A 26,614-nucleotide genomic window follows, 5' to 3' on the forward strand; every position below is an offset into this window, starting at 1 on the left:
CAATCCTCCTTGCTTAATTTATTTTTATTGTTCACTAACATGAACTTTTACTGTTGCTGTTACTTGTGGATGCAATTTCACAGTAACGTTTGTATAACCTAACGCGCGGATTGCATCGTCCATTTCAAATTTACGTTTATCAAGCTTAATCTTGTGTGATTTTTGCATTGCATCTACGATTTGTTTGCTTGTGATAGAACCAAATAAACGGCCACCTTCTCCAGATTTCGCCTTTAATTCTACAGTTAATTTCTCTAAAGTCTCTTTTAACTCTTTTGCATTTTCAAGCTCTGCTGCTGCATCTTTTTCTTCTTTACGCTTTTGAGCTTCTAAAGTTTTCATACTGCTATTTGTTGCTTCAGCAGCTAATCCTTGTTTTAATAAGAAGTTATTTGCATAGCCATCTGGTACGTTTTTTACTTCTCCTTTTTTACCTTTACCTTTTACGTCTTTTAGAAAAATTACTTTCATGATTGTGTGCCTCCCTGTAAATAGTCATCAATAACAAATCGAAGCTTCTCCTCAGCTTCATCTACTGTAACATTTTTCATCTGTGTGGCTGCATTCGTCAAATGCCCGCCACCGCCTAAGTTTTCCATAATTAGCTGCACATTCACTTCACCTAAAGACCTGCTGCTAATTCCAATGAGATTCTCGCCACGTTTCGCAACAACAAATGATGCAATAATCCCTGTCATCGTTAATAACGTGTCTGCCGATTGCGCAATAAGCACTTGATCGTAGTAATCATCACTATCAACTTTAGCAATCGCAATTCCATTTTTATAAATGTACGCATTTTTTATAGCTTTTGCAACCCGTAAATACTGATCCATATCTTCCTTTAAAAGTTCTTGTACAAGTACAGTATCTGCACCATGTGAGCGTAAATAAGAAGCAGCATCAAATGTACGAGCCCCTGTCCGGAATGTGAAACTTTTCGTGTCGACAATAATACCCGCTAACAATGCCGTCGCTTCTAACATTGTCATCTTTAAATTTTTAGGTTGATACTCAAGTAATTCTGTAACCAATTCTGCTGTTGAAGAAGCATATGGTTCCATATAAACTAGCAATGGATCTTCAATAAAATCTTCTCCACGGCGATGATGATCAATAACTACTACATTTTCAATTTTATGTAACAGTTTTTGCTCCATCACCATAGAAGGTTTATGCGTATCGACAACAACAAGTAACGACTCATCATTTGCAAATTCCATCGCTTGCTCTGGAGTAATAAAACGAGACCATAACTCCTCATTTTGTTTCACTTTGTCCATCAAACGCTTAATTCCTTTATCGGAATCATTTTCATCTAACACAATATATCCTTTACGCTCATTTAATTGAGCCACTTTTAAAATACCAATCGCAGCACCAATTGCGTCCATATCGGGAGCCCTATGCCCCATAATAATGACATTACTACTTTCTAATACTAAATCCTTTAACGCATGCGAAATGACCCTAGCGCGTACACGGGTACGTTTTTCAACCGGATTTGTCTTACCTCCATAGAACTTAACTTTACCTGTCGCTTGTTTAATAGCTACTTGGTCTCCCCCACGCCCAAGCGCAAGATCTAAACCAGATTGAGCCATTGCTCCAAGCTCTGATAAAGGTAAATCACCTGATCCGACACCCACACTTAATGTAAGTGGTATATTCCTTTTAGATGTTTCTTCACGCACCTGATCTAAAATGCTAAATTTCCCTTTTTCCATCTGCGTCAAAATACTTTCATTTAGCACAACGAAGAATCTTTCTGAAGATGCACGTTTTAAATACGCCCCATACTTAAGTGCCCATTCATTTAGTCGCGATGTCACAAGACTTGTTATATTCGTACGTAATTGATCATCTAATCCTTGTGTAACTTCATCATAATTATCCAAATAGATGACAGCTAAAACAGTCCTTTGATCCTCGTACATCTTTTCGATTTCTGTTTGTTCCGTTACATCAAAGAAATAAATTAACTTTTCTTCTTTCCTTACAAAAACGCGAAACTTTCGATTATTTAAAGAGACTATATCATCAGAAGTTTCTCCTTTAATGAAAAGAAGTAATGTTTCTGATACATCGTAAAGGTGCCATCCAGCTAATGCATGCTGTCCCAGACATGAAGATAAATAAGGATTTGCCCAATCAATCCCATAATCCTTATTGTATAACAAAATACCAATCGGCATTTGGTTAAATGCTTCATTACTTACTTTCTTTACTCTTGTAATCATATCTGTCGTATGCTTTTCGAAATTCCTTTGAAAATTAAGTTCAAATCGTATAACGATAAAGAATACGATACAAAAAATGACAAAAGCAGCTATCCCCATAATTAAATGAAAATAACAGAGAATTGAAATGAGCACAAACACAAAAAATGCCAATACATAAACAGGATATAAAAACCACTGTTTCTTATCAAATTCAGGCATGTATACAACTCCTATAAAGTAAAACTAACTCACCTTCCAGTTAGTTAAACAGATTAAAATAGTATAAGGAATATTATTTTATCCCCCTATTTTAGAACGCAATGAAATCCCTAAGTCAATTATACCTAAGATTGTCACAAGAGGAAACAGCATCGGAATAAACATGCATGCAATAAAACTAATAATAGGAACCCCTTTAGTAAAACCTTTTCTATACGCTAAAAAGGCGATAAATGTCAGACCTTGCAGTACAAGCAATAGTGCAAATATGACATTTAGGTTAGAAAATACCATATGTAAATATGATGTTGGTTCTACTTTTATAAAAGTTGCTAACAAAATAAATATAACGTAATACCAAATGATACTCTTTGGTAATTGTATATCTTTAAATTTAGGCCAAGATATAACGTCATGTTTTAACTTTTTCAAAACACTACCTGATATTATCACTGTAATCCAAGAAAAACATACTGAAACTAGCACAAGTATACTCGGAAGTAACGATTGTAATATATCGTTCATTTGTGCAAGTAACTCTTTTTGTTCCTTACTAATCGGCATACCTGTAGCACTTACTATCTTTTCGCTTTTCGCCATACTTTCACTAAATATACTTTGCATTTGCTTCATTATATCTATGTTGAAAAACTTTATACTCGCAACATAAATAAGTACAAAACCAATTAAGTATGCAAGCGTCCCAGCTATTAAGATTTCCACTGGCTTTTTTCTTGTTTTATACATATATCCTAAAACAATCCCTATCAATCCAAACATAATTGTCTTCACTAAATTCATCGGTTGACTCACAATAACAGTAACAAAAAGTGCCGCTACAAAAACCACGAGCACATTAGATAGTTTATGTCTTATCATTAATAGTATAAATGGTAACGGCAACGCAAAAGTTACAACTGTACCCAAAATCGGAACATACATAGATATAAGCAATAACATTGCATATATAGCCAACAACGCGGCACCTTCAGTAATAAATCTTGCTTGTTTCACATTTTAACCTCTCTTTCAAAAAAGAAAAGCATAGCAAAATGCACAGTAGAGTCCGACTCTACTGTGCATTTCATACGCTATTATTCACCAACATATGGTAAAAGTGCCATTTGACGAGCACGTTTAATTGCAACTGTAAGTTTGCGTTGGTATTTCGCGCTTGTTCCTGTTACACGACGAGGTAAAATTTTACCACGCTCAGAAACGAAACGTTTTAATAAATCAACATCTTTATAGTCAATGCGAGTGATGCCGTTAGCTGTGAAGAAACACACCTTACGACGTTTCGCACGTCCACCTTTGCGTCCTGCCATGTCTATTTCCCTCCATTCTTTGTTAAAACTAACAAATTTACTGTATTAGAACGGTAAATCGTCGTCGGAAATGTCGATCGGTTGACCTACATTTGAAAATGGATCGTCATTCTTCGTAAATCCAGAGTTACCTTGGTTACCTGAATTACTAGATTGACCAAATGGGTTAGAGCCTTGGTTACCGAAACCAGCTCCTGATGGTTGCTGATTAAATGAACCACGTTGCTCCCCACCGCCATTACGCGGCTCTAAAAATTGCACGCTTTCCGCAAGAACTTCTGTTACGTATACACGTTTACCATCTTGTCCCTCGTAATTACGAGTTTGAAGACGTCCATCTACGCCTGCTAAGCTACCTTTTTTCAAATAATTTGCTACGTTTTCTGCTTGTTTACGCCATATTACACAATTAATAAAGTCAGCTTCACGCTCACCTTGTTGATTGGCAAATGCGCGATTCACAGCTAACGTAAAAGTAGCTACTGCAACACCATTGGGCGTGTAACGTAAGTCAGGGTCCTTAGTTAAACGACCAACGAGGATAACACGATTCATCAATCGAACCACTCTCCCTTATATATCAATTATTTTTCTTCTTCTTTAACAACGATATGACGAAGGATGTCTTCGTTGATCTTAGCTAAACGGTCGAATTCGTTAATCGCTTCTGCGTTAGATTTCACGTTTAAGATCATGTAGAAACCTTCACGTAAGTCGTTGATTTCGTAAGCTAAACGACGCTTACCCCACTCTTTCGTGTTAATGATTTCTGCACCATTGTTTGTTAAAACACCTGCAAAACGTTCAACTAAAGCTTTTTGAGCTTCTTCTTCAACGCCAGGACGAATGATGTACATAATTTCGTACTTTCTCATTACACTTTCACCTCCTTTTGGTCTAAACGGCCCGTAATGGGCAAGGAGCAATTAATTTATAGTAATTACTCACGAGTTTAGATTATATCATAGTAAGTTATATGAATCAACTCACCAATACATAAAAAACTTGGCAAACATATAATATATTTGCCAAGCTCATATCTTTATTTTTCCTAGGAAATATTAAATTAAACGTTAAAACGGAAGTGCATAACATCTCCGTCTTTTACGATATATTCTTTTCCTTCTAAACGTACTTTTCCAGCTTCTTTTGCAGCTGTCATAGAACCGTTTGTCATTAAGTCATCGTAAGAAACTGTTTCTGCACGAATAAATCCACGCTCAAAGTCTGTATGAATAACACCAGCACATTGCGGTGCCTTCATTCCTTGTTTAAATGTCCAAGCACGTACTTCTTGAACGCCAGCTGTAAAGTAAGTAGCAAGTCCTAATAGGTCATATGCTGCACGAATTAATTGATCTAAACCAGACTCTTCAATTCCTAATTCTTCAAGGAATACTTTTTTCTCTTCTTCGTCTAATTCAGCGATTTCTGATTCGATTTTTGCACATACAACGATTACTTGAGAATTTTCATTTGCTGCAAATTCTTTTACCATTTGTACGTATTTATTTTCCGAAGGATCGATAACATCGTCTTCACTTACATTCGCTACGTATAACATTTCTTTTGTTGTAAGTAAATGAAGGCCTTTAACAACCTTCATCTGCTCTTCTGTAAATTCAACAGTACGAGCTGGTTTTCCCTCTTCAAAAGCTTCTTTTAAACGAACTAAAATTTCATGCTCATATACCGCTTCTTTATCTTTTTGTCTTGCTAATTTCGCAACACGCTCGATACGCTTATCAACAGACTCTAAGTCCGCTAAAATTAGCTCTAAATTGATTGTTTCAATATCATCAATTGGATCTACTTTCCCTGAAACGTGCGTAATATTTTCGTCTTCAAAACAACGAACAACTTGGCAAATTGCATCTACTTGACGAATGTGAGATAAGAATTTATTTCCTAAACCTTCACCTTTACTAGCACCTTTTACAATACCTGCAATATCAGTAAACTCGAATACAGTCGGAACAGTCTTTTTCGGTTCTACTAATTCCGTTAATTTATTTAAACGCTCATCTGGTACTTCTACAATCCCTACGTTTGGATCAATTGTACAGAATGGATAGTTCGCAGATTCTGCTCCTGCTTGTGTAATTGCATTAAATAAAGTGGACTTCCCTACGTTAGGTAATCCAACAATCCCAGCCGTTAATCCCATATTTTTCACTCCTATGTCTCAATCTTTCATCATTATAGATAGTAACGAAAAAAATGACAAGTTTCCGCCAAACGAAAAAAAGTAACAGTTACCTACTGTAACTGTTACTCTCCCTCTATTCTTCGTGCTTCACAAGTATTTTTTTCACCTTACGATCAAACTCTCTTCGAGGAATCATTACTGAATGGTCACACCCCTCGCACTTAATGCGGATATCCATTCCCATACGAATAATTTTCCAACGATTCTCGCCACATGGATGGGCTTTCTTCATTTCCACAACATCATACAAGTTATATTCCTTTTGCTCCACTCTCCAAACTCCTCTCCATACTAAATTGCTTTTCCACTAACTAATTCTTCACGATTATATAAAACCATACGTGGATATGGAATTTCAATTCCATGTAAATCAAGACGATTTTTAATCTCTTTACGAAGTGCCCTTGCAATAACTGCATGTTGCATCGGTTCTACTTCAGCAATAACACGTAATATAACTTCTGATGCAGCTAATGTTTGCACACCTAATAATTGAGGTGTTGTTACCATTTTTTCGTACTTTGAAGGTAATTCTACTAATAAATCTTCAATAACTTGCTCTGCTTTCGCAATATCAGCCTCATATGAAATAGATACATCAACAAACGCTACACTATTACTAACTGAGTAGTTAGTAACTTGAACAATACTTCCATTTGGTAAAGTATGAATTTCACCTGTCCAACTCTTTACTTTCGTTGTACGAAGTCCAATTTCTAAAACGACTCCTTCAAATTGACCGATTTTAACATAATCGCCAACCGAAAACTGATCTTCTAACAAAATAAATAAACCTGTAATAACATCTTTCACTAAACTTTGAGCACCAAATCCGACTGCTAAACCAATTACCCCAGCACCCGCTAATAAACCTGATGCATTAATATCAAACACACCTAAAATCGCAATTAGCATAATGAACATAACAACGTACGCTACAATATTTTCAAGTAATTTCGCTACTGTAACTGTACGACGTTCTGAAATTTGAATTGGAGAACGACTTCCCATGCGAAACGCATTTCGTACAACCGCTCTTGCAATTCGCACAACAACTGCACCAATTGTTAAAATAATACATATTTTTAATGTCGCAACTCCAATATGAGCCCAACGATCAGCATCTAATAAATACTGTTTCATAGAATTAAACCACTTCGCTAATAAATCCATGTACCTCTACCTCTCTAGCTAAAATTTCTTTTTAGTTACCCTTATTATTGTATCAGAAGTCCCCTAATTGCTGAAAAAATTTTATGATTTTAATCCTATTTTATCCCCGACATCCAGGTATAAAATGGAACGAATATATATATACTAGTACTATTATTTCCGTTTTCATTCACATTTTGCAAAAATTACGTACTTATAACTTTCCATTTTCCTCACCATATAACATATATTGAAAATTTATTAAAAGGATGGGTGCTTCATGAATATTGGAAGTTTTCGCTTACCATTTTTTGAGAAAGAAACTCAAAACGTTATGCACCAAGATCTAGAAGCCTCCGAGATAATCAGTAATTTCTTACTTACCCATATTCCTATTAAAACTAATATACCACTCATTCTCGTTTGTATCGGCACAGATCGCTCTACAGGTGACGCACTCGGCCCATTAGTTGGTACAAAACTTGAACAAATAGACATCCAAAACCTCCAAGTATTCGGTACACTAGATGAGCCAGTACATGCGCTAAATTTAGAAGAGAAAATTCAGAATATACAGAAAGAATATCCTACTGCATTTATAATTGCTGTTGATGCATGTTTAGGAAAGTCCCAAAATATCGGATCAATCACTACTGGAAAGGGACCTAGTAAACCTGGAGCTGCTATGAATAAGAAATTACCTGCAGTTGGTGATTTGCACATACACGGTATCGTCAATCTAAATGGGTTTATGGAGTTTTTCGTTCTTCAAAATACAAGATTAAGTTTAGTCATGAAAATGGCTGATGTAATCGCACAAAGTATAAAAGAGACGGATCAAAAATTATCCGCATTAAAAAAAGCAAACCATCTATAAATAATAAGATGGTTTGCTTTTTAATTTTTCTGTGCTAATAGTTCTAAAATACGATTTAAATCTTCTTTATTAAAAAATTCAATTTCGATTTTACCTTTTTCTTTTTTCGTCTCTTTAATTTTCACATCTGTGCCAAACTTTTCTCTTAAGAACGTTTCACGTTCTACGAAAAATATATTTCGCTCTTTTTTCACTTTTTTTGTTTCACGTGAAACGTGTTGATTAATCTCTTGGACGATTTTCTCTAATTGACGAACATTTAATCCTTCTTTTTCAATGCGTTTCAATAAGGACTTCAATTGTTCTTCATCTTTTATCGTAAGTAAAGTTCTCCCATGAGCCATTGAAAGTTGACCATTTGCAATCATATCTTGTACGAAAGAAGGTAGGCTTAATAACCTAGTATAATTTGCAATGTAAGGTCTGCTTTTACCAAGACGTTTCGCTAATTGTTCTTGCGTTACATTTAGCTCATTCATTAACATCTGGTATGCCATTGCCTCTTCCATAGGATTTAAATCTTCTCGTTGTAAGTTTTCTAACAAAGCAAATTCCATCATTTGCTGTTCATTTAATTGTCTTACAACCGCAGGTACTTTTTCTAAACCAGCCTCTTTCGCAGCACGAAATCGTCTTTCACCTGCAACAATTTCATATCCTTTAATGCTCTTCCTAGCAATTAATGGTTGTAGAATACCGTGTTCCTTAATCGAAATTGCTAATTCCTGAATCGCCTCTTTATTAAAGTGTTTACGCGGTTGATATGGATTCGGCCTTAATTCAGTTACAAGAATCTCCTGAATTGTTTCCTCTTCTTTCACATCTAAATCAGGAAAAAACACATTAATTCCTCTTCCTAATCCTTTAGCCACCTGCAATCACTTCCTCTGCTAAATCTATATATACTTCTGCTCCTCTTGATTTAGCGTCATACTGCATAATAGGTTTCCCATGACTTGGAGCCTCGCTCAAGCGTACATTACGCGGAATAATCGAGCGATATACTTTATCCCTAAAATACTTTTTCACTTCATCTATAACTTGAATTCCTAAATTTGTACGGGCATCCAACATTGTTAACAATACACCTTGAATTGCTAAATTTTTATTTAAATGTTTTTGTACAAGTCGAACTGTATTTAATAGCTGACTTAACCCTTCTAGTGCGTAATATTCACACTGTACAGGAATAATAACAGAATCTGCTGCTGTTAATGCATTAATCGTTAATAACCCTAAAGATGGGGGACAGTCGATAATAATATAGTCATATTCATCACGAACTGGCTGTAATGCTCTTTGCAAACGTACTTCCCGGGAAATAGTCGGTACCAATTCAATTTCAGCACCAGCTAATTGAATTGTAGCGGGTAGAACATCTAAGTTTTCAGTTGCGGTTTTCTGTATAACCCCTTGAACATCTGCATCTTCCACAAGAACGTTGTAAATACATTGATCTAATTCAGATTTTTCAATTCCCACACCAGTCGTTGCATTTCCTTGAGCATCAATATCTACAAGAAGGACTTTTTTACCTACTTGCGCCAATCCAGCCCCTAAATTAACAGATGTTGTTGTTTTTCCAACACCGCCTTTTTGATTAGCAATAGCAATGATTTTTCCCATGATGTCACCTACTTTCAACCTTTCTATCTTATTCTAGTAACAATTACGTTTATTGTAACATGAAATAAAACTTTTTCTTTTACGTCCTTTATTAAACTTCAAAATTTATTTCTAAACTCCTTCTTCATTTAACAAGAAAATATAGTAAAAGAGACCTCTCCAATAGGATAAGGTCTCTAGCACGTCATTATTATTTTTTCTTTGGAATTTTAATTGTAATTTGATAGTACTCATCAAATTCTTCTTCCTCAGAATTAACATTCAAACCACTTTCAGTAACCATTTGTAAAGATTGTCTAATTGTATTCATAGCAATCCTCGTATCTCGACTTACTGCTTTTTGCTTTGCCTTACGCTTCGGTTTCGCTTCCTCTAGTAACTTCGCAATTCGTTCTTCTGTTTGCTTTACATTTAGTTGTTTCTCCACAATTTCCTGTAAAACTTTCAGTTGTAATTCCTCATTTTTTAAAGGAATGAGAGCGCGGGCATGACGTTCTGTAATGCTTTTTTCTAATAATGCACTTTTTATTTCTTCAGGCAACTTTAACAATCGCAACTTATTTGCGATTGTAGATTGTCCTTTTCCAAGTCGTTGTGCCAATGCTTCTTGTGTTAAATTATGTAACTCAATCAGCTTTTGATATGCCACAGCTTCCTCGATTGCCGTTAGTTCCTCACGTTGCAAGTTTTCAATTAAAGCTACAGAAGCTGTCTCTGTATCATTTAAGTTCTTTATAATTGCAGGAACCTTTTCCCAACCTAACTTTGTTGCCGCGCGAAAACGTCTTTCTCCAGCAATAATCTCGTACTTATCATCCTCATATTGCCTTACAACAATCGGCTGAATAAGTCCATGTGTACGAATTGTTAATGCTAGCTCATCAATACGCGCATCATCAAAAACTGTTCTTGGTTGATAACGGTTAGGGGTAATATTTACTATCGGAATTTCTTGTATTTCTTCATATACCTTTTTATCTATCTCTTCATGGCTTTCGTCTTGTAATTCGAATTCGCTCTCTTTATCTCCAAAGCCAAATAAACGAGAAAACGTATTTTTCATACATATTCCACCACCTTTTAGGCCTATTGACTATTCTCCATAAAATGTTTCCTATGAAACATTTACGTTTTCATTTATATAATTTAATCTTACGTCTAATAAGATTTATTTTTCAATAGGTAATTTATTGGGTGTTCCCGGTTTGCGTGGATATTTCTTTGGTGTCTTGCGCTTTTTCTCAATTAATAAAATATTACGTTCACTCTCTTCAAACGGTAATTGGAACGTAGACATCTCTTTTAACTCTCCGCCTAGCACCTCTAAAGCATACTTGCCATTTTCAATTTCTTCGTTTGCTGCTGCACCTTTCATTGCAATGAATGTTCCTCCAACTTTTACAAGCGGTAAACATAGCTCACTTAATACAGAAAGACGCGCAACTGCACGTGCCATTACAATATCGTATGATTCACGTACACCTTCTTTTTTCCCAAACGTTTCAGCACGATCGTGACAAAATGCAACATCACTTAATTCTAACTTTTGTGCTAAGTGATTTAAGAAATTAATACGTTTTTGCAACGAATCTACAATTGTTACTTTTAAATGCGGGAAACAAATTTTTAAAGGAATACTTGGGAATCCAGCCCCTGCACCAACATCGCAAATTGAGAATGGTTTTGAAAAATCATAATAAAAAGCAGCTGTAATGGAATCAAAAAAGTGTTTTAAATATACTTCTTCTTTTTCTGTAATAGCCGTTAAGTTCATTTTTTCATTCCACTCTACTAATGTTTCAAAGTAGATTTTGAACTGCTCTAACTGTCTAGAAGAGAGGGTGATTCCCTTCTCTTCTAGCATAGATTGAAATTGTTCTTTGTTCATCTAGCAATATCTCCTTACTATTTATTGGTTCGATACGCGTGCAATTTTTCCTTGTTCTATATACACAAGTAAAATGGAAATATCCGCTGGATTTACGCCAGAAATACGTGAAGCCTGCCCCATTGAAAGTGGACGAACATCTTTCAATTTCTGTCTAGCTTCTGAAGCAATGCTAGAAATCGCATCATAATCAATATCTACAGGGATTTTTTTATTCTCCATTTTCTTCATACGCTCTACTTGCTGTAAAGATTTTTCAATATATCCTTCATACTTAATCTGAATTTCAACTTGTTCTTTAACTTCATCACTTAATTCTACTTCACTTGGTACTAAAAGATGAATATGCTCATATGTCATCTCTGGACGACGTAATAAGTCACTTGCACGTATTCCATCTTTCAATTCACTTCCGCCAATATTGCGAATTAATTCTTGAACTTCAGGACGTGGTTTAATAATAATGCTGCTTAAACGTTCCTTTTCCTGTTCAATTTGTAATTTTTTATTTGTAAATCGCTCATAGCGCTCTTCTTTAATTAATCCAATTTTACGACCAACTTCAGTTAAACGAAGATCAGCATTATCGTGGCGTAATAATAGACGGTATTCTGCACGAGACGTTAATAAACGATATGGTTCATTTGTACCTTTCGTTACAAGATCATCAATTAAGACGCCAATATAAGCATCCTCGCGACCTAAAACAACTTCTTCTTTACCTAAAGAACGGCATGCTGCATTAATTCCAGCCATAAGCCCTTGTCCGGCCGCCTCTTCGTAACCAGAAGTTCCATTAATTTGTCCTGCTGTATATAAATTTTTAATCTTTTTCGTTTCAAGTGTTGGCCATAGTTGTGTTGGCACGATTGCATCATATTCAATTGCATAACCTGTACGCATCATTTCAACATTTTCTAGGCCTGGAATTGTTCTAAGCATGTCACGTTGTACATCTTCTGGTAAGCTTGTGGATAAACCTTGTACATATACTTCTTGTGTATTACGCCCTTCTGGCTCTAAGAAAATTTGATGACGTGGTTTATCATTAAATCTTACTACTTTGTCTTCAATAGAAGGACAGTATCTAGGACCTGTTCCTTTAATCATACCAGAATACATAGCTGAACGATGTAAATTTTCATCTATTAAACGGTGTGTTTCTGTACTTGTATATGTCAACCAACATGGAATTTGATCCATAATAAATTTCGTTGTTTCAAAAGAGAATGCACGTGGCTTATCATCACCTGGTTGAATTTCTGTTTTACTGTAGTCAATTGTATTACTGTTTACACGAGGAGGTGTCCCTGTTTTAAATCTCACAAGATCAAATCCAAGCTCCTCTAAATGCTCAGATAATGTAATAGACGGTTGCTGGTTATTTGGACCACTTGAATATTTTAAGTCGCCCATGATAATCTCGCCGCGTAAAAATGTTCCAGTTGTAATTACAACTGTTTTTGCTGTATATTCTGCACCAGCTTGTGTAACTACCCCTTTACATACACCTTCTTCAACGATTAAACGCTCTACCATTCCTTGGAACAACGTTAAGTTTGGTGTTTCTTCAATTGTTTTCTTTAATTCATGTTGGTAAGAGAATTTATCAGCTTGCGCTCGAAGTGCACGTACGGCTGGTCCCTTACCTGTATTTAGCATACGCATTTGAATATGAGTTTTATCAATATTACGTCCCATTTCTCCGCCTAATGCATCAATTTCACGAACAACAATCCCTTTTGCTGGTCCACCAACAGAAGGGTTACATGGCATGAATGCTACCATATCCAAGTTAATTGTTAACATTAATGTTTTTGAGCCCATTCGTGCTGCCGCAAGACCAGCTTCACATCCTGCATGACCTGCACCGATTACTATGACATCGTATGAACCGGCATTGTATCCCATTGTTTATTCCTCCTAATAATCTCTATCTTTCTACAACTTCACTATATTATTTTCCTAAACAAAATTGAGAGAACAACTGGTCAATTAAGCTTTCATGCACTGTGTCCCCAGTAATTTCACCAAGTATTTCCCACGTTCTTGTTAAATCAATTTGTACTATATCAATTGGTACACCATTTTCAATCGCCTCAACTGCATCACCGATTGTTTTTCCTGCTTGTGTTAATAATCCAATATGTCTCGCATTAGAAACATATGTCATATCTGCAGAATCGATTGTTCCTTCAAAGAATAAATCAGCTATTGCCTTTTCGAGTTCATCTATTCCTTGTTCCTCAATTAAGGATGTTGTAATAACACGATTTCCCGCGGCTAACTCTGTAACACGTTCCATATCAATCGCTTGCGGTAAATCAGTCTTATTCACAATAACAATAAAGTCTTTTCCTTGTACCGCACGGAATAGATCTTCATCCTCATTTGTTAAAGCCTCGCTATAGTTGACAACAACTAATACTAAATCCGCTTGGCTCATCATTTCTTTTGAACGTTCCACACCAATTCGTTCAACAACATCTTCTGTCTCCCGAATACCGGCTGTATCTATAAGTTTAAGAGGTACACCACGCACGTTAACGTACTCTTCAATAACATCACGAGTTGTTCCTGCAATATCAGTTACAATTGCCTTTTTCTCCTGAACAAGACTATTTAATAACGATGATTTCCCAACGTTGGGTCTACCGATAATTGCTGTAGCAATACCCTCACGTAAAATTTTCCCTTGTTTTGATGTTTCTAATATTTTTTCGATTTCCGAACGAACATGCGTCGCTTTCTCAATTAAAATATTATGTGTCATCTCTTCTACATCATCGTATTCTGGATAATCTATATTTACCTCAACATGAGCTAATGTTTCTAATATTTCTTGACGCAAAAGACCAATTAATTTAGATAATCGCCCTTCCATTTGATTAATTGCTACATTCATCGCACGATCTGTTTTTGCTCGAATCAAATCCATAACAGCTTCTGCTTGTGATAAATCGATACGTCCATTTAAAAAAGCACGTTTTGTAAATTCGCCCGGTTCTGCCAATCGTACTCCTTGTGCTAGAATAAGTTGCAATACTTTATTTACTGAAACAAGTCCACCGTGACAGTTAATTTCCACTATATTTTCACGTGTAAAAGTCCTTGGTGCGCGCATAATAGACACCATAACTTCTTCAATAACTTGATTTGTATCTAAATCAACAATATGACCATAATGAATAGTGTGAGAAGGAACCTCTGTTAAATCCTTCCCCTTAAAAATACGATTAACTTTCTCAACCGCATCATCCCCACTTACTCGAACAATGGCAATTGCACCCTCTCCAAGCGCTGTGGAAATCGCAGCAATTGTATCAAATTCCATGTCCTTTCACCTCACTTGCTTATTTATCTCTATTTCAACATGATTATTTCTTTCACTAAATTATTAGGATACCATAACGAACCTATCTACAAAAGAAGAATAACTCATTTTATTATATCCCCATGTAAAAAACACTAAACTTATTCACAGTGGATAAGTTTAGTGTTTTTTAGTTATCCACATCTATTTTTCGCTCAAAAAAACCGGCACTCATTTGAGCAACCGGTCATTTAGGATATATTACAACATGCCGATGTGGTTCATTTCCTTCAGAAGTTGTATTGATACCTTGATGATTTGATAATGCCTGATGAATAATTTTTCGTTCAAAAGATGGCATCGGTTCTAAAATAACTCTTTTTTTCGTATTAAATACTTGTTTCGCTAATCGATAAGAAAGTGATTCTAACGTACTTTTTCTTTTACTACGATAATTTTCAGCATCTAGTGTAATACCGATATACTGCTTCGTGTTACGATTCGCGACAAGTTTTGTTAAATACTGTAAAGAGTTCAATGTATTACCTCTTTTCCCAATTAAAACACCTACATTATCACCAGAAATTGTAAATTCAATTTCGCGTCCTTTTACAATTTTACTAATCTCAACTTCCACACCCATATCGTGAATAACATTTCTTAAATATTCTTCACATTCTTGAATTGGATCTTTCTTCAATACAACTTCTACTACTGCAGGACGATTCCCAAATAAACCTAAGAATCCTCTTTTACCCTCATCGACAATATTTATATCTACTCGATCTTTTGATGTATTTAATTGCCTTAAAGCATCCTCTACTGCCAGCTCGACTGTTTGTCCTTTAGCAGTAATTACACTCACTTGCTTGAGCCTCCAGCTTTGCTAGCCTTAATTTCTGGCCCTTTGATAAAGTACATTTGAGCAATACCAAAGATATTACCAACAACCCAGTAAAGTGATAATGCGGCTGGGAAGTTAATTGCAAAGATTAAAATCATAATCGGCATAAGCCAAAGCATCATTGCCATTTGCGGATTTTGACCAGCTGTTCCTGCCATTGCAAGCTTTTGCTGAATAAATGTCGTAATTGCTGCAACGACCGGTAAGATATAGAACGGGTCTGCATGTCCTAAATCGAACCATAAGAAACTATGTTGTTTAATTTCAGCTGTTCTCATAATTGCATGATAAAAAGCGAACAGAATTGGCATTTGAATAAAGATTGGTAAACAACCAGCTAATGGATTTACACCATTTTTTTGATATAACTGCATCATTTCTTGCTGCAGTTTTTGCTGTGTCGCTTGATCTTTAGAGCTATATTTCTCTTTTAACTTCACCATTTCCGGTTGTAACGCTTGCATCGCTTTCGTACTCTTCGTTTGTTTAATCATTAGTGGTAATAATGCAAAACGAATGATAAGAGTTGTAATAACAATTGCTAAACCGTAATTACTGTTAAATAAGTCGGCAAAATACGTGATTAACTGAGAAAGCGGATATACGAAATATTCATTCCAAATCCCAGTACTTTTCGATGTAATCGGCTGACCCGTTTCACTACAACCGGTGGCAATCGCCATTAATGCAACGACCATGGCTAGTAAACCTAATTTCTTTTTCAAAGCCTACTCCTCCTTGTATCGGTATGTATATAGTGTAATTCATTTCCTTACGCTACTTTTTTATTCTTTTCATACCAGAGCGTTTAAAGACATGAATTAAGCTTTTCTTTACTTCTTCATATGTCATCTCTGCACAAGGCTTCCTTGCTATTATAACAAAATCTTTCCCAGAATCTATCTCATCTTTTAACTCTGTAATAGCCTGACGGACCATGCGCTTAATTCGATTACGAACTACTGCATTTCCAATTTTCTTGCTAACAGAAAGGCCGATGCGAAAGTTTGGCTGTTCTTCTTTATCTAATTGGTATACAACAAACTGACGATTCGCATTTGATTTTCCTTTTTGAAAAACCGCCTGGAATTCATCATTCTTCTTTATACGATGTTTTTTCTTCATATCAATTGACACTCCTGTATTTCATCAGCGGAAATTCACTATTATTAGAAAAAAAGACCACTGAACGATCAGTGGTCTACGCAGATAATACTTTTCTTCCTTTACGACGACGAGCTGCTAGCACTTTACGTCCGTTCGCTGTGCTCATACGGCTGCGGAAACCATGTACTTTGCTGCGCTTACGTTTATTTGGTTGGTAAGTTCTTTTCATTATATGACACCTCCCTGAGGAATATCTGTTAAAGACAGTCCTATAAATTATAGTTAATCAACTAGGAAAATGTCAATGGTTCTAGAAATTTTCATCAAATATTCATTTTGAACCTATTCACATACTTTTACACAGCACCTATATTTCCTTGTGGATAAATGTTTTTTCACGTTTTTTATATCCACAAACTTTTTTCGCACTTTTACACAGTATATCGTGTTGTGGACAAGTTTATTCCACAAGGTATTGATTTTGTGGATAACTTTCTTAAATTCATTGCTATAGCCACTTTTTTTTGATATTATAGTTGTGTTTTCACTTTGAATAAGTTTTCCACACCTTTATTTTATCCACAGTTTGTGTATAACATGTGGACAGTTTTAATCACATGTGGGTAAATAGTTGTCCACATTTGCTTTTTTTGTCGAAAACCCTATCTCATATACAAACGACGTTTTTAGGTTTTAAAATACGTTTCGTATAAATATACATTTTATATTTATTGGGTTGTACATTTGTTGCGCAACCTTATTCTTTTACCATCTTAGTAAAGGAGGGACACCTTTGGAAAATATCTCTGATTTATGGAATAGTGCCTTAAAAGAATTAGAAAAAAAGGTAAGCAAGCCTAGTTATGAGACATGGTTAAAATCAACAACGGCTCATAACTTGAAGAAAGACGTATTAACGATTACAGCTCCAAATGAATTTGCTCGTGACTGGCTAGAATCTCATTACTCCGAACTAATTTCAGAAACACTATACGATTTAACAGGGGCAAAATTAGCAATTCGCTTTATTATTCCTCAAAGTCAAGCTGAAGAGGATATTGATCTGCCTCCAGTTAAGCCGAATCCAGCACAAGATGATTCAGCTCATTTACCACAGAGCATGTTAAATCCAAAATATACATTTGATACATTTGTTATCGGCTCTGGTAACCGTTTTGCCCATGCAGCTTCATTAGCTGTAGCCGAGGCGCCAGCTAAAGCGTATAACCCACTCTTTATTTACGGGGGAGTTGGGCTTGGAAAGACGCATTTAATGCACGCAATTGGTCATTATGTAATTGAACATAATCCAAATGCAAAAGTTGTATATTTATCATCAGAAAAATTTACAAATGAATTTATTAACTCTATTCGTGATAATAAGGCTGTTGATTTTCGTAATAAATATCGCAACGTAGATGTTTTATTGATAGATGATATTCAATTTCTTGCTGGAAAAGAACAAACTCAAGAAGAGTTTTTCCATACATTTAATGCATTACACGAAGAAAGTAAACAAATTGTAATTTCTAGTGATCGACCACCAAAAGAAATTCCGACTTTAGAAGATCGTCTTCGTTCCCGCTTTGAATGGGGGCTTATTACAGATATTACGCCGCCAGATTTAGAGACACGAATTGCGATTTTACGCAAAAAAGCAAAAGCTGAAGGGCTTGATATACCAAATGAAGTTATGCTTTATATCGCAAATCAAATTGATTCAAATATTCGTGAATTAGAAGGTGCACTTATCCGAGTTGTAGCTTATTCATCTTTAATTAATAAAGATATTAATGCTGATTTAGCAGCTGAAGCACTTAAAGATATTATTCCAAATTCTAAGCCAAAAATTATCTCTATTTATGATATTCAAAAAGCTGTCGGGGATGTTTATCAAGTGAAATTAGAAGATTTTAAAGCGAAAAAACGTACCAAATCAGTTGCGTTTCCTCGCCAAATTGCAATGTATTTATCGCGCGAGCTTACAGATTCCTCTTTACCAAAAATAGGTGAAGAATTTGGTGGACGTGATCATACAACAGTTATCCATGCCCATGAAAAAATCTCTAAACTACTAAAAACCGATACGCAATTACAAAAGCAAGTTGAAGAAATTAATGGTATTTTAAAGTTGTAGCTGAATAGTGTGAATAACTTACCTTGTTTTACGCACAGTCTATCCACATGTAGATAGACTGTTTTTACATCCTTTATAGGGGTTATCCACATATCCACAAGCCCTATTACTATTACTACTATTTTTTTATCTTTATTAATTAAATAAAATCTTATACTTACCGGAGGTTTTTCTTTATGCGTTTTACAATACAAAAAGACTATCTTGTAAGAGGTGTACAAGATGTAATGAAGGCAGTTTCTTCTCGTACAACAATCCCCATCCTTACGGGAATTAAAGTTGTAGCTACTGAAGAAGGGGTTACATTAACAGGAAGCGATGCTGATATTTCTATTGAATCGTTTATTCCAGTCGAAGAAGATGGAAAAGAAATCGTAGAAATTGCTCAATCAGGAAGCATTGTTTTACAGGCAAAATATTTTAGTGAGATTGTAAAAAAACTACCTAAAGACACTGTCGAAATTTCTGTAGAAAATCATTTTATGACAAAAATAAAATCTGGAAAATCAGAGTTTAACTTAAATGGTTTAGATTCTGCAGAATATCCGTTATTGCCACAGATTGAAGAACATCATGTATTTAAGATACCAACAGATTTACTTAAGCATATGATCAGACAAACTGTATTTGCAGTTTCTACTTCTGAAACAAGACCGATCTTGACAGGTGTAAACTGGAAGGTATATAACAGCGAGTTAACTTGTATTGCAACAGATAGTCATAGACTGGCACTTCGAAAAGCAAAAATTGAAGGACATAACATTGCAGATGAATTCCAAGCTAATGTTGTTATTCCAGGTAAGAGCTTAAATGAATTAAGTAAAATTTTAGATGAGTCTGAAGAAATGGTAGATATCGTTATTACGGAGTATCAAGTATTATTCCGTACAAAACATTTATTATTCTTCTCAAGATTGTTAGAAGGAAATTATCCTGATACGACACGTTTAATTCCAGCAGAGAGTAAAACGGATATTTTTGTAAATACAAAAGAATTCCTACAAGCAATTGATCGTGCTTCACTATTAGCAAGAGATGGCCGCAATAACGTTGTTAAATTATCAACTTTAGAGCAAGAAATGCTAGAGATTTCTTCGAATTCACCAGAAATCGGAAAAGTTGTCGAAGAAGTACAATGCGAAAAAGTAGATGGAGAAGAGTTAAAAATATCTTTTAGTGCAAAATATATGATGGATGCATTAAAAGCTTTGGATAGTACAGAGATTAAAGTTAGCTTTACTGGGGCAATGAGACCGTTCTTAATTCGTACAGTAAATGATGATTCAATTATTCAATTAATTTTACCGGTTCGTACTTACTAGGTAAGGAATAAGGGTTGCTAGTTTAAAGATGCTAGTGGCCCTTATTTGATTTTTGGGTATTACTTTCCTAATGCTAGTTTATTTAGTACAATGAAAGAATGAACACTTTCAGAAAGTGAGCGATTTTATGAAACGTATTAAAATTTCAACAGAGTATATTACACTAGGACAATTTTTAAAGTTAGCTGATGTAATTGATACAGGTGGCGCTGTAAAATGGTTTTTACAAGAATATGAAGTGTACGTGAACAACGAACTTGAAAATAGAAGAGGTCGCAAACTATATGCGAATGATGTTATTGAAATTCCAGGAAGCGGAACTTTCCAAGTTCAGGCATAAAGGGGGAGCCCTTTGTTTATTTCAGAAATACAATTAAAAAACTATCGCAATTATGAAAAATTAGAGCTTTCCTTTGAAGATAAGGTAAATGTAATTATCGGCGAAAATGCACAAGGGAAAACAAATTTGATGGAAGCTATTTATGTTTTAGCGATGGCGAAATCTCATAGAACCTCTAATGATCGCGAACTTATCCGCTGGGATGAAGATTTTGGTCAAATAAAGGGGAAATTACAAAAAAGAAACAGTTCTTTGTCTTTGGAATTAAATATTTCGAAAAAAGGTAAAAAGGCAAAATTAAATCAACTTGAACAACAAAAGTTAAGTCAATATATTGGCGTGATGAACGTTGTCATGTTTGCCCCAGAAGATTTAAATCTTGTAAAAGGAAGCCCTCAAGTAAGAAGACGCTTTTTAGATATGGAATTAGGACAAATAGCTCCTGTATATTTGTATGAATTAAGTCAATATCAAAAGGTGCTCACGCAACGAAATCACTTGTTGAAAAAAATGCAAGGGAATAGTAAGAATGAGGAAACGATGTTGGATGTATTTACACTTCAACTAATTGAGCATGGTGCGAAAATACTGCAAAAACGTTTTGAATTTTTGCATTTGCTACAGGAATGGGCAGCTCCAATTCATCGAGGTATAAGCCGTGGATTAGAAGAGTTAGAAATTGTCTATAAACCAAGTGTAGATGTATCAGAATCAATGGATTTGTCGAAAATAAAAGAAGTATACTATGAAAGTTTTCAATCTGTGAAACAACGTGAAATTTTCCGTGGTACGACTTTAATTGGTCCTCATCGTGACGATTTACAATTCTTCGTTAATAGTAAAAATGTTCAAGTCTTTGGTTCGCAAGGACAACAACGAACGACCGCACTATCCCTAAAATTAGCTGAAATTGAATTGATTTATTCAGAGGTTAAAGAATATCCAATCCTTTTGTTGGATGATGTTTTATCAGAATTAGATGATTATCGTCAATCACATCTTTTAAATACAATTCAAGGAAAAGTGCAAACATTTGTTACAACGACGAGTGTCGACGGAATTGAACACGAAACATTAAAAGAAGCGAAAACAATTCATGTAACGAACGGCACTGTAGATTGTGAAATAGATAGGGAATAACCCCTGTTTAAATGGAAAAGTAGGTGATCTTTGTGTCAATGGAACAAAAGCAAATGCAAGAAAATGCATATGATGAAAGTCAGATACAGGTGCTTGAAGGACTAGAGGCAGTTCGGAAACGCCCTGGTATGTATATTGGATCTACAAGTGGAAAAGGGCTTCACCATCTTGTGTGGGAAATCGTAGATAATAGTATTGATGAAGCACTTGCAGGTTATTGTGATGAAATTAATGTTAGTATCGAAGAAGATAATAGTATTCGTGTAACGGATAATGGGCGTGGTATTCCGGTTGGTATACAAGAAAAAATGGGACGTCCAGCTGTAGAAGTTATTATGACTGTTCTCCACGCCGGTGGTAAATTTGGCGGTGGCGGTTATAAAGTTTCTGGTGGTTTACATGGTGTTGGGGCATCGGTTGTAAATGCTCTATCAACAGAATTAGAAGTATTTGTACATCGTGAAGGTAAAATCCATTACCAAAAATACGAAAGAGGTATTCCGGTTGCGGATTTAAAGGTCATTGGTGACACAGATCAAACAGGAACAATAACTCGATTTAAACCAGATCCGGAAATTTTCCAAGAAACAACAGTATACGATTTTGATACGCTAGCAACTCGTATGCGTGAATTAGCGTTTTTAAATCGTAATATTAAATTAACAATTGAAGATAAACGTGAACATAAGCAAAAGAAAGAATTCCATTACGAAGGTGGAATTAAATCATACGTTGAGCATTTAAATCGCTCAAAACAACCGATTCATGAAGAGCCTGTGTACGTAGAAGGTTCAAAAGATGGTATTCAGGTTGAGGTTTCTCTTCAATATAACGAGGGATACACAAATAATATTTACTCATTTACGAATAACATCCATACGTATGAAGGTGGTACACATGAGGTAGGTTTTAAAACAGCTTTAACTCGTGTAATCAACGACTATGGTCGTAAAAATAGCATTTTAAAAGATGCGGACAGTAATTTAACTGGTGAGGATGTTCGTGAAGGTTTAACAGCAATTGTATCAATCAAGCATCCAAATCCACAATTTGAAGGACAAACGAAGACAAAACTTGGGAATAGTGAAGCGAGAACAATTACAGAGTCTGTATTCTCAGAGGCGTTTGAAAAGTTCTTACTAGAAAATCCTAATGTAGCGCGAAAAATTGTAGAAAAAGGTACGATGGCTGCACGTGCACGTGTAGCTGCGAAAAAAGCGCGTGAATTGACACGTCGAAAGAGTGCGTTAGAAGTTTCAAGTTTACCTGGTAAATTAGCTGATTGCTCTTCGAAAGATCCAGCAATTAGTGAAATTTACATCGTAGAGGGTGACTCTGCGGGTGGATCTGCAAAACAAGGACGCGATCGTCATTTCCAAGCAATTTTACCGCTGAAGGGTAAAATTATTAATGTGGAAAAGGCACGCTTAGATAAGATTTTATCAAATGATGAAGTTCGTACAATTATTACGGCGATTGGTACAAATATTGGTGGAGACTTCGATATTGAAAAAGCACGCTATCATAAGGTTATTATTATGACCGATGCCGATGTTGATGGTGCACATATTCGTACCCTATTATTAACGTTCTTCTATCGTTATATGCGTCAAATAATTGAGTGTGGTTATATCTATATTGCACAGCCGCCGTTGTTTAAAATACAACAAGGTAAAAAAATTCAATATGCTTACAACGATAAGGAACTTGAAAAAATCTTAGCAGAATTACCGGCCCAACCTAAGCCAGGGATTCAGCGTTATAAAGGTCTAGGGGAAATGAATCCAACTCAGCTATGGGAGACGACAATGGATCCAGAAGTACGTTCATTACTTCAAGTTTCCCTTCAAGATGCAATTGAAGCAGACGAAACATTTGAAATTTTAATGGGAGATAAAGTAGAGCCACGTCGTAACTTTATCCAAGAGAATGCAAAATACGTGAAGAACCTTGATATTTAAATGAGTAATGACAGGAATCTAAGTATTCCTGTCTTCTACATATAAATCAATGTATGTGTAACGGAAATGTAAGAGGAGGTGCTCGTTGATGTCAGACAATCAACAACAAGCACGAATTCGAGAAATTAATATTAGTCATGAAATGCGTACCTCATTTTTAGATTACGCAATGAGTGTTATCGTATCTCGTGCATTACCAGATGTTCGTGATGGATTAAAACCTGTGCATCGTAGGGTTTTATATGCGATGAATGATTTAGGAATTACAGCTGATAAAGCGTATAAGAAATCAGCACGTATTGTCGGTGAAGTAATCGGTAAGTATCACCCTCATGGTGATTCAGCCGTTTATGAAACAATGGTACGTATGGCGCAAGATTTTAGTCAACGTTATATGCTTGTAGATGGGCATGGTAACTTCGGTTCTGTAGATGGAGATTCAGCAGCTGCAATGCGTTATACAGAGGCAAGAATGTCTAAGATTTCTATGGAATTAATACGTGATATTTCAAAAAATACAATTGATTATCAAGATAACTATGATGGTTCCGAAAGAGAACCGATAGTACTACCAGCGCGTTTCCCTAATTTATTAGTAAACGGTACAACAGGTATTGCTGTTGGTATGGCAACAAATATACCGCCGCATCAGCTTGGCGAAGTAATTGATGGTGTGCTGGCATTAAGTCATAATCCTGATATTACTATCGCGGAATTAATGGAATACATTCCCGGTCCAGACTTTCCGACGGCAGGTTTAATTTTAGGAAGAAGTGGAATTCGAAGAGCTTATGAAACAGGTCGCGGTTCCATTATGCTTCGTGCTAAGGTTGAAATTGAAGAGAAGTCAAACGGTAAACAATCTATTATCGTAACTGAACTACCTTATCAAGTTAATAAGGCACGATTAATTGAAAAAATCGCAGAATTAGTTCGCGATAAGAAAATTGAAGGTATTACAGATTTACGTGATGAATCAGATCGTAATGGTATGCGTATTGTCATGGAAGTACGTCGTGATGCTAATGCAAACGTACTATTAAACAATCTATATAAACATACAGCGCTTCAAACAAGTTTCGGTATTAATATGTTGTCTCTTGTAAATGGGGAGCCACAAGTACTAAATTTAAAACAAAATCTATATCATTATTTAGAGCATCAGAAGGTAGTAATTCGTAGACGTACTGCTTATGAATTAGAAAAAGCAGAAGCACGTGCTCATATTTTAGAAGGATTACGAATTGCTTTAGATCATCTTGATGAAGTTATTACGTTAATTCGTAGTTCAAAAACGGCAGATATTGCCAAGCAAGGCTTAATGGAACGTTTTGGTTTAAGTGAGAAACAAGCGCAAGCGATTTTAGATATGCGTCTGCAACGCTTAACTGGATTAGAACGTGAAAAAATTGAGCAAGAATATCAAGACTTAATGAAGTTAATTGCTGAATTAAAAGCGATTTTAGCAGATGAAGAAAAAGTTCTTGAGATTATTCGTGAAGAATTAACAGAAGTAAAAGAGCGTTTCAATGATAAGAGACGAACAGAAATTACAATTGGCGGTATGGAATTTATTGAAGATGAAGATTTAATTCCTGAACAAAACATTGCGATTACGTTAACTCATAACGGTTATATTAAGAGGTTACCAGCTTCTACGTACAAAACACAGAACCGTGGGGGACGTGGTGTGCAAGGAATGGGTACGAATGATGATGACTTTGTTGAACATTTATTAACAACGTCTACTCATGATCATATTTTATTCTTTACAAACAAGGGTAAAGTATACCGTACGAAAGGATATGAAATTCCAGAGTATAGTCGTACTGCAAAAGGACTACCAATTATTAACCTATTAGGGGTAGATAAGGGTGAGTGGATTAACGCTATTATTCCGATTCGTGAATTTGGTGACGATCAGTTCTTATTCTTTACGACAAAACAAGGGGTTTCTAAGAGAACGCCACTTTCATCATTTGCAAATATACGTACAAATGGTTTAATTGCAATTTCTCTTCGTGAAGAGGATGAGGTAATATCTGTACGTTTAACATCGGGTGATAAGGATATTATTGTCGGGACAAGTAACGGTATGCTAATTCGTTTCAATGAACAAGATGTTCGTTCTATGGGACGTAATGCTGCAGGTGTTAAAGCTATTACGTTGGGCGATGAAGACCAAGTTGTAGGTATGGAAATTGTCGAAGAGGATGTAAATGTTCTAATTGTAACGAAAAATGGTTACGGAAAGCGTACACCGATTGATGAATACCGTCTGCAAAGCCGCGGTGGTAAAGGTCTGAAAACTTGTAACATTACAGATAAGAACGGTAAATTAGTAGCTGTTAAATCTGTTACAGGTGAAGAAGATATTATGTTAATTACAGCGGCAGGCGTTATTATTCGTATGCCAGTTGATCAAATCTCTCAAATGGGACGTAATACACAAGGTGTTCGTCTAATTCGATTAGAGGAAGACCAAGAGGTAGCGACGGTAGCAAAAGCACAAAAAGATGAAGAGGAAGAAACGAGTGAAGAGGTTTCTTCAGAAGAATAAGAGAGGGGATTTTCCCTCTCTTTATTTTTTTATAATAATACTTGCATAGGGAAGAGAAAGCCTATATAATAGGCAGAGTCAGCAAATGAGAGATACAACTTATCGAAAAAACTTGTTGACTTTTATAATATACTATGATATATTATAAAGGTCGCTGAAACGCGATATTGAACTTTGAAAACTAAACGAAACAAACAACGTGAAACGTCAATTTTTATTTTAGATGCTAGACAAACTAACTTTATTGGAGAGTTTGATCCTGGCTCAGGATGAACGCTGGCGGCGTGCCTAATACATGCAAGTCGAGCG

The 26,614-nt window shown here is 35.6% G+C and carries 26 protein-coding genes and 1 rRNA gene; 8 read left to right on the forward strand and 19 right to left on the reverse strand.

The window, feature by feature from the left end:
• Positions 1–24: 24 nt before the first annotated feature.
• The 9 genes from rplI to AC22L0_RS23405 form a co-directional block, all read right to left on the reverse strand.
• On the reverse strand, positions 25–471 hold the full coding sequence (rplI, locus tag AC22L0_RS23365; protein WP_000864228.1) for a 50S ribosomal protein L9: 447 nt from the start codon (positions 469–471) through the stop codon (positions 25–27).
• Complete coding sequence (locus AC22L0_RS23370) at positions 468–2,441, reverse strand: DHH family phosphoesterase (RefSeq protein ID WP_001113788.1); 1,974 nt, start codon at positions 2,439–2,441, stop codon at positions 468–470. Before AC22L0_RS23370 ends, rplI begins: the two co-directional genes overlap by 4 nt.
• A gap of 78 nt (positions 2,442–2,519) precedes the next feature.
• Positions 2,520–3,455 carry a YybS family protein gene (locus AC22L0_RS23375; protein WP_000806422.1) on the reverse strand — a complete coding sequence of 312 codons (936 nt, stop codon included), beginning with the start codon at positions 3,453–3,455 and terminating at the stop codon, positions 2,520–2,522.
• Positions 3,456–3,535: 80 nt separating this feature from the next.
• The gene (gene rpsR / locus AC22L0_RS23380) at positions 3,536–3,769 is read right to left on the reverse strand and encodes a 30S ribosomal protein S18 (RefSeq protein WP_000918873.1); all 234 of its coding nucleotides are present in this window, start codon (positions 3,767–3,769) and stop codon (positions 3,536–3,538) included.
• Positions 3,770–3,814: 45 nt separating this feature from the next.
• Entirely contained in the window at positions 3,815–4,327 is a 513-nt protein-coding gene (gene ssb / locus AC22L0_RS23385; RefSeq protein ID WP_000981966.1) for a single-stranded DNA-binding protein, read from the reverse strand.
• A 26-nt stretch (positions 4,328–4,353) separates the two neighbouring features.
• On the reverse strand, positions 4,354–4,644 hold the full coding sequence (gene rpsF / locus AC22L0_RS23390) for a 30S ribosomal protein S6 (protein ID WP_001233778.1): 291 nt from the start codon (positions 4,642–4,644) through the stop codon (positions 4,354–4,356).
• 191 nt (positions 4,645–4,835) lie between these two features.
• Positions 4,836–5,936 carry a redox-regulated ATPase YchF gene (gene ychF / locus AC22L0_RS23395; protein ID WP_000524672.1) on the reverse strand — a complete coding sequence of 367 codons (1,101 nt, stop codon included), beginning with the start codon at positions 5,934–5,936 and terminating at the stop codon, positions 4,836–4,838.
• A gap of 115 nt (positions 5,937–6,051) precedes the next feature.
• On the reverse strand, positions 6,052–6,249 hold the full coding sequence (locus AC22L0_RS23400; protein ID WP_000435485.1) for a DUF951 domain-containing protein: 198 nt from the start codon (positions 6,247–6,249) through the stop codon (positions 6,052–6,054).
• A gap of 20 nt (positions 6,250–6,269) precedes the next feature.
• Positions 6,270–7,151 (reverse strand): mechanosensitive ion channel family protein, encoded by an 882-nt coding sequence (locus tag AC22L0_RS23405; protein ID WP_000364815.1) that lies wholly within the window; start codon positions 7,149–7,151, stop codon positions 6,270–6,272.
• Between the two features lie 259 nt (positions 7,152–7,410).
• Between AC22L0_RS23405 and yyaC the strand changes: the two genes are divergently transcribed.
• Positions 7,411–8,007: a spore protease YyaC gene (gene yyaC / locus AC22L0_RS23410; RefSeq protein ID WP_001020715.1), complete on the forward strand. Its 597-nt coding sequence runs from the start codon at positions 7,411–7,413 to the stop codon at positions 8,005–8,007.
• Between the two features lie 20 nt (positions 8,008–8,027).
• Here the strand turns inward: yyaC and spo0J are convergent, their stop codons facing one another.
• The 10 genes from spo0J to rpmH form a co-directional block, all read right to left on the reverse strand.
• A complete protein-coding gene (gene spo0J / locus AC22L0_RS23415) occupies positions 8,028–8,879 on the reverse strand; it encodes a stage 0 sporulation protein Spo0J (protein WP_001051829.1) in 852 nt (283 codons plus the stop codon).
• Positions 8,872–9,633, reverse strand: a complete 762-nt coding sequence (soj, locus tag AC22L0_RS23420) for a sporulation initiation inhibitor protein Soj (protein ID WP_000516114.1) — start codon at positions 9,631–9,633, stop codon at positions 8,872–8,874. The genes spo0J and soj overlap by 8 nt, the downstream gene beginning before the upstream one ends.
• Positions 9,634–9,823: 190 nt before the next feature.
• Positions 9,824–10,696 carry a nucleoid occlusion protein gene (noc, locus tag AC22L0_RS23425; protein ID WP_000799016.1) on the reverse strand — a complete coding sequence of 291 codons (873 nt, stop codon included), beginning with the start codon at positions 10,694–10,696 and terminating at the stop codon, positions 9,824–9,826.
• A 105-nt stretch (positions 10,697–10,801) separates the two neighbouring features.
• On the reverse strand, positions 10,802–11,521 hold the full coding sequence (gene rsmG, locus AC22L0_RS23430; RefSeq protein ID WP_001031395.1) for a 16S rRNA (guanine(527)-N(7))-methyltransferase RsmG: 720 nt from the start codon (positions 11,519–11,521) through the stop codon (positions 10,802–10,804).
• Between the two features lie 21 nt (positions 11,522–11,542).
• Positions 11,543–13,432, reverse strand: coding sequence for a tRNA uridine-5-carboxymethylaminomethyl(34) synthesis enzyme MnmG (gene mnmG, locus AC22L0_RS23435; RefSeq protein ID WP_000541055.1), 1,890 nt, complete (start codon positions 13,430–13,432; stop codon positions 11,543–11,545).
• A 46-nt stretch (positions 13,433–13,478) separates the two neighbouring features.
• Positions 13,479–14,855 carry a tRNA uridine-5-carboxymethylaminomethyl(34) synthesis GTPase MnmE gene (gene mnmE, locus AC22L0_RS23440; RefSeq protein ID WP_070758286.1) on the reverse strand — a complete coding sequence of 459 codons (1,377 nt, stop codon included), beginning with the start codon at positions 14,853–14,855 and terminating at the stop codon, positions 13,479–13,481.
• A gap of 226 nt (positions 14,856–15,081) precedes the next feature.
• Positions 15,082–15,699 carry an RNA-binding cell elongation regulator Jag/EloR gene (gene jag / locus AC22L0_RS23445; protein WP_087967111.1) on the reverse strand — a complete coding sequence of 206 codons (618 nt, stop codon included), beginning with the start codon at positions 15,697–15,699 and terminating at the stop codon, positions 15,082–15,084.
• Positions 15,696–16,463 carry a YidC family membrane integrase SpoIIIJ gene (gene spoIIIJ, locus AC22L0_RS23450; protein WP_000727737.1) on the reverse strand — a complete coding sequence of 256 codons (768 nt, stop codon included), beginning with the start codon at positions 16,461–16,463 and terminating at the stop codon, positions 15,696–15,698. Before spoIIIJ ends, jag begins: the two co-directional genes overlap by 4 nt.
• 52 nt (positions 16,464–16,515) lie before the next feature.
• Complete coding sequence (gene rnpA, locus AC22L0_RS23455) at positions 16,516–16,863, reverse strand: ribonuclease P protein component (RefSeq protein ID WP_000726621.1); 348 nt, start codon at positions 16,861–16,863, stop codon at positions 16,516–16,518.
• A gap of 76 nt (positions 16,864–16,939) precedes the next feature.
• Positions 16,940–17,074 carry a 50S ribosomal protein L34 gene (rpmH, locus tag AC22L0_RS23460; protein WP_000831901.1) on the reverse strand — a complete coding sequence of 45 codons (135 nt, stop codon included), beginning with the start codon at positions 17,072–17,074 and terminating at the stop codon, positions 16,940–16,942.
• 564 nt (positions 17,075–17,638) lie between these two features.
• Between rpmH and dnaA the strand changes: the two genes are divergently transcribed.
• The 7 genes from dnaA to AC22L0_RS23495 all read left to right on the forward strand — a co-directional run.
• Complete coding sequence (dnaA, locus tag AC22L0_RS23465; RefSeq protein ID WP_087967109.1) at positions 17,639–18,982, forward strand: chromosomal replication initiator protein DnaA; 1,344 nt, start codon at positions 17,639–17,641, stop codon at positions 18,980–18,982.
• A gap of 176 nt (positions 18,983–19,158) precedes the next feature.
• Entirely contained in the window at positions 19,159–20,304 is a 1,146-nt protein-coding gene (gene dnaN, locus AC22L0_RS23470; protein ID WP_001212884.1) for a DNA polymerase III subunit beta, read from the forward strand.
• Positions 20,305–20,431: 127 nt separating this feature from the next.
• Positions 20,432–20,644, forward strand: a complete 213-nt coding sequence (gene yaaA, locus AC22L0_RS23475) for a S4 domain-containing protein YaaA (RefSeq protein ID WP_000821364.1) — start codon at positions 20,432–20,434, stop codon at positions 20,642–20,644.
• 12 nt (positions 20,645–20,656) lie between these two features.
• Positions 20,657–21,784 carry a DNA replication/repair protein RecF gene (gene recF, locus AC22L0_RS23480; RefSeq protein ID WP_000470745.1) on the forward strand — a complete coding sequence of 376 codons (1,128 nt, stop codon included), beginning with the start codon at positions 20,657–20,659 and terminating at the stop codon, positions 21,782–21,784.
• Between the two features lie 38 nt (positions 21,785–21,822).
• A complete protein-coding gene (gene gyrB, locus AC22L0_RS23485; RefSeq protein ID WP_000435982.1) occupies positions 21,823–23,745 on the forward strand; it encodes a DNA topoisomerase (ATP-hydrolyzing) subunit B in 1,923 nt (640 codons plus the stop codon).
• An 88-nt stretch (positions 23,746–23,833) separates the two neighbouring features.
• The gene (gyrA, locus tag AC22L0_RS23490) at positions 23,834–26,305 is read left to right on the forward strand and encodes a DNA gyrase subunit A (RefSeq protein WP_001282864.1); all 2,472 of its coding nucleotides are present in this window, start codon (positions 23,834–23,836) and stop codon (positions 26,303–26,305) included.
• A gap of 241 nt (positions 26,306–26,546) precedes the next feature.
• Positions 26,547–26,614: ribosomal RNA gene (locus tag AC22L0_RS23495) — 16S ribosomal RNA — on the forward strand; the annotation flags it as partial.

Source organism: Bacillus sp. LQ01 (assembly GCF_057624735.1).

Excerpts from the sequence above, each read along its gene's own strand:
- rpsF (WP_001233778.1), bottom strand. The coding sequence starts at position 4,644 with ATGAGAAAGTACGAAATTATGTACATCATTCGTCCTGGCGTTGAAGAA.
- soj (WP_000516114.1), bottom strand. The coding sequence starts at position 9,633 with ATGGGAAAAATCATTGCTATTGCTAATCAAAAAGGCGGTGTTGGAAAA.
- rsmG (WP_001031395.1), bottom strand. The coding sequence starts at position 11,521 with ATGAACAAAGAACAATTTCAATCTATGCTAGAAGAGAAGGGAATCACC.
- rpsR (WP_000918873.1), bottom strand. The coding sequence starts at position 3,769 with ATGGCAGGACGCAAAGGTGGACGTGCGAAACGTCGTAAGGTGTGTTTC.
- gyrA (WP_001282864.1), top strand. The coding sequence starts at position 23,834 with ATGTCAGACAATCAACAACAAGCACGAATTCGAGAAATTAATATTAGT.
- yaaA (WP_000821364.1), top strand. The coding sequence starts at position 20,432 with ATGAAACGTATTAAAATTTCAACAGAGTATATTACACTAGGACAATTT.
- dnaN (WP_001212884.1), top strand. The coding sequence starts at position 19,159 with ATGCGTTTTACAATACAAAAAGACTATCTTGTAAGAGGTGTACAAGAT.
- AC22L0_RS23370 (WP_001113788.1), bottom strand. The coding sequence starts at position 2,441 with ATGCCTGAATTTGATAAGAAACAGTGGTTTTTATATCCTGTTTATGTA.
- noc (WP_000799016.1), bottom strand. The coding sequence starts at position 10,696 with ATGAAAAATACGTTTTCTCGTTTATTTGGCTTTGGAGATAAAGAGAGC.
- rpmH (WP_000831901.1), bottom strand. The coding sequence starts at position 17,074 with ATGAAAAGAACTTACCAACCAAATAAACGTAAGCGCAGCAAAGTACAT.
- gyrB (WP_000435982.1), top strand. The coding sequence starts at position 21,823 with ATGGAACAAAAGCAAATGCAAGAAAATGCATATGATGAAAGTCAGATA.
- mnmG (WP_000541055.1), bottom strand. The coding sequence starts at position 13,432 with ATGGGATACAATGCCGGTTCATACGATGTCATAGTAATCGGTGCAGGT.
- rplI (WP_000864228.1), bottom strand. The coding sequence starts at position 471 with ATGAAAGTAATTTTTCTAAAAGACGTAAAAGGTAAAGGTAAAAAAGGA.
- AC22L0_RS23405 (WP_000364815.1), bottom strand. The coding sequence starts at position 7,151 with ATGGATTTATTAGCGAAGTGGTTTAATTCTATGAAACAGTATTTATTA.
- ychF (WP_000524672.1), bottom strand. The coding sequence starts at position 5,936 with ATGGGATTAACGGCTGGGATTGTTGGATTACCTAACGTAGGGAAGTCC.
- mnmE (WP_070758286.1), bottom strand. The coding sequence starts at position 14,855 with ATGGAATTTGATACAATTGCTGCGATTTCCACAGCGCTTGGAGAGGGT.
- rnpA (WP_000726621.1), bottom strand. The coding sequence starts at position 16,863 with ATGAAGAAAAAACATCGTATAAAGAAGAATGATGAATTCCAGGCGGTT.
- yyaC (WP_001020715.1), top strand. The coding sequence starts at position 7,411 with ATGAATATTGGAAGTTTTCGCTTACCATTTTTTGAGAAAGAAACTCAA.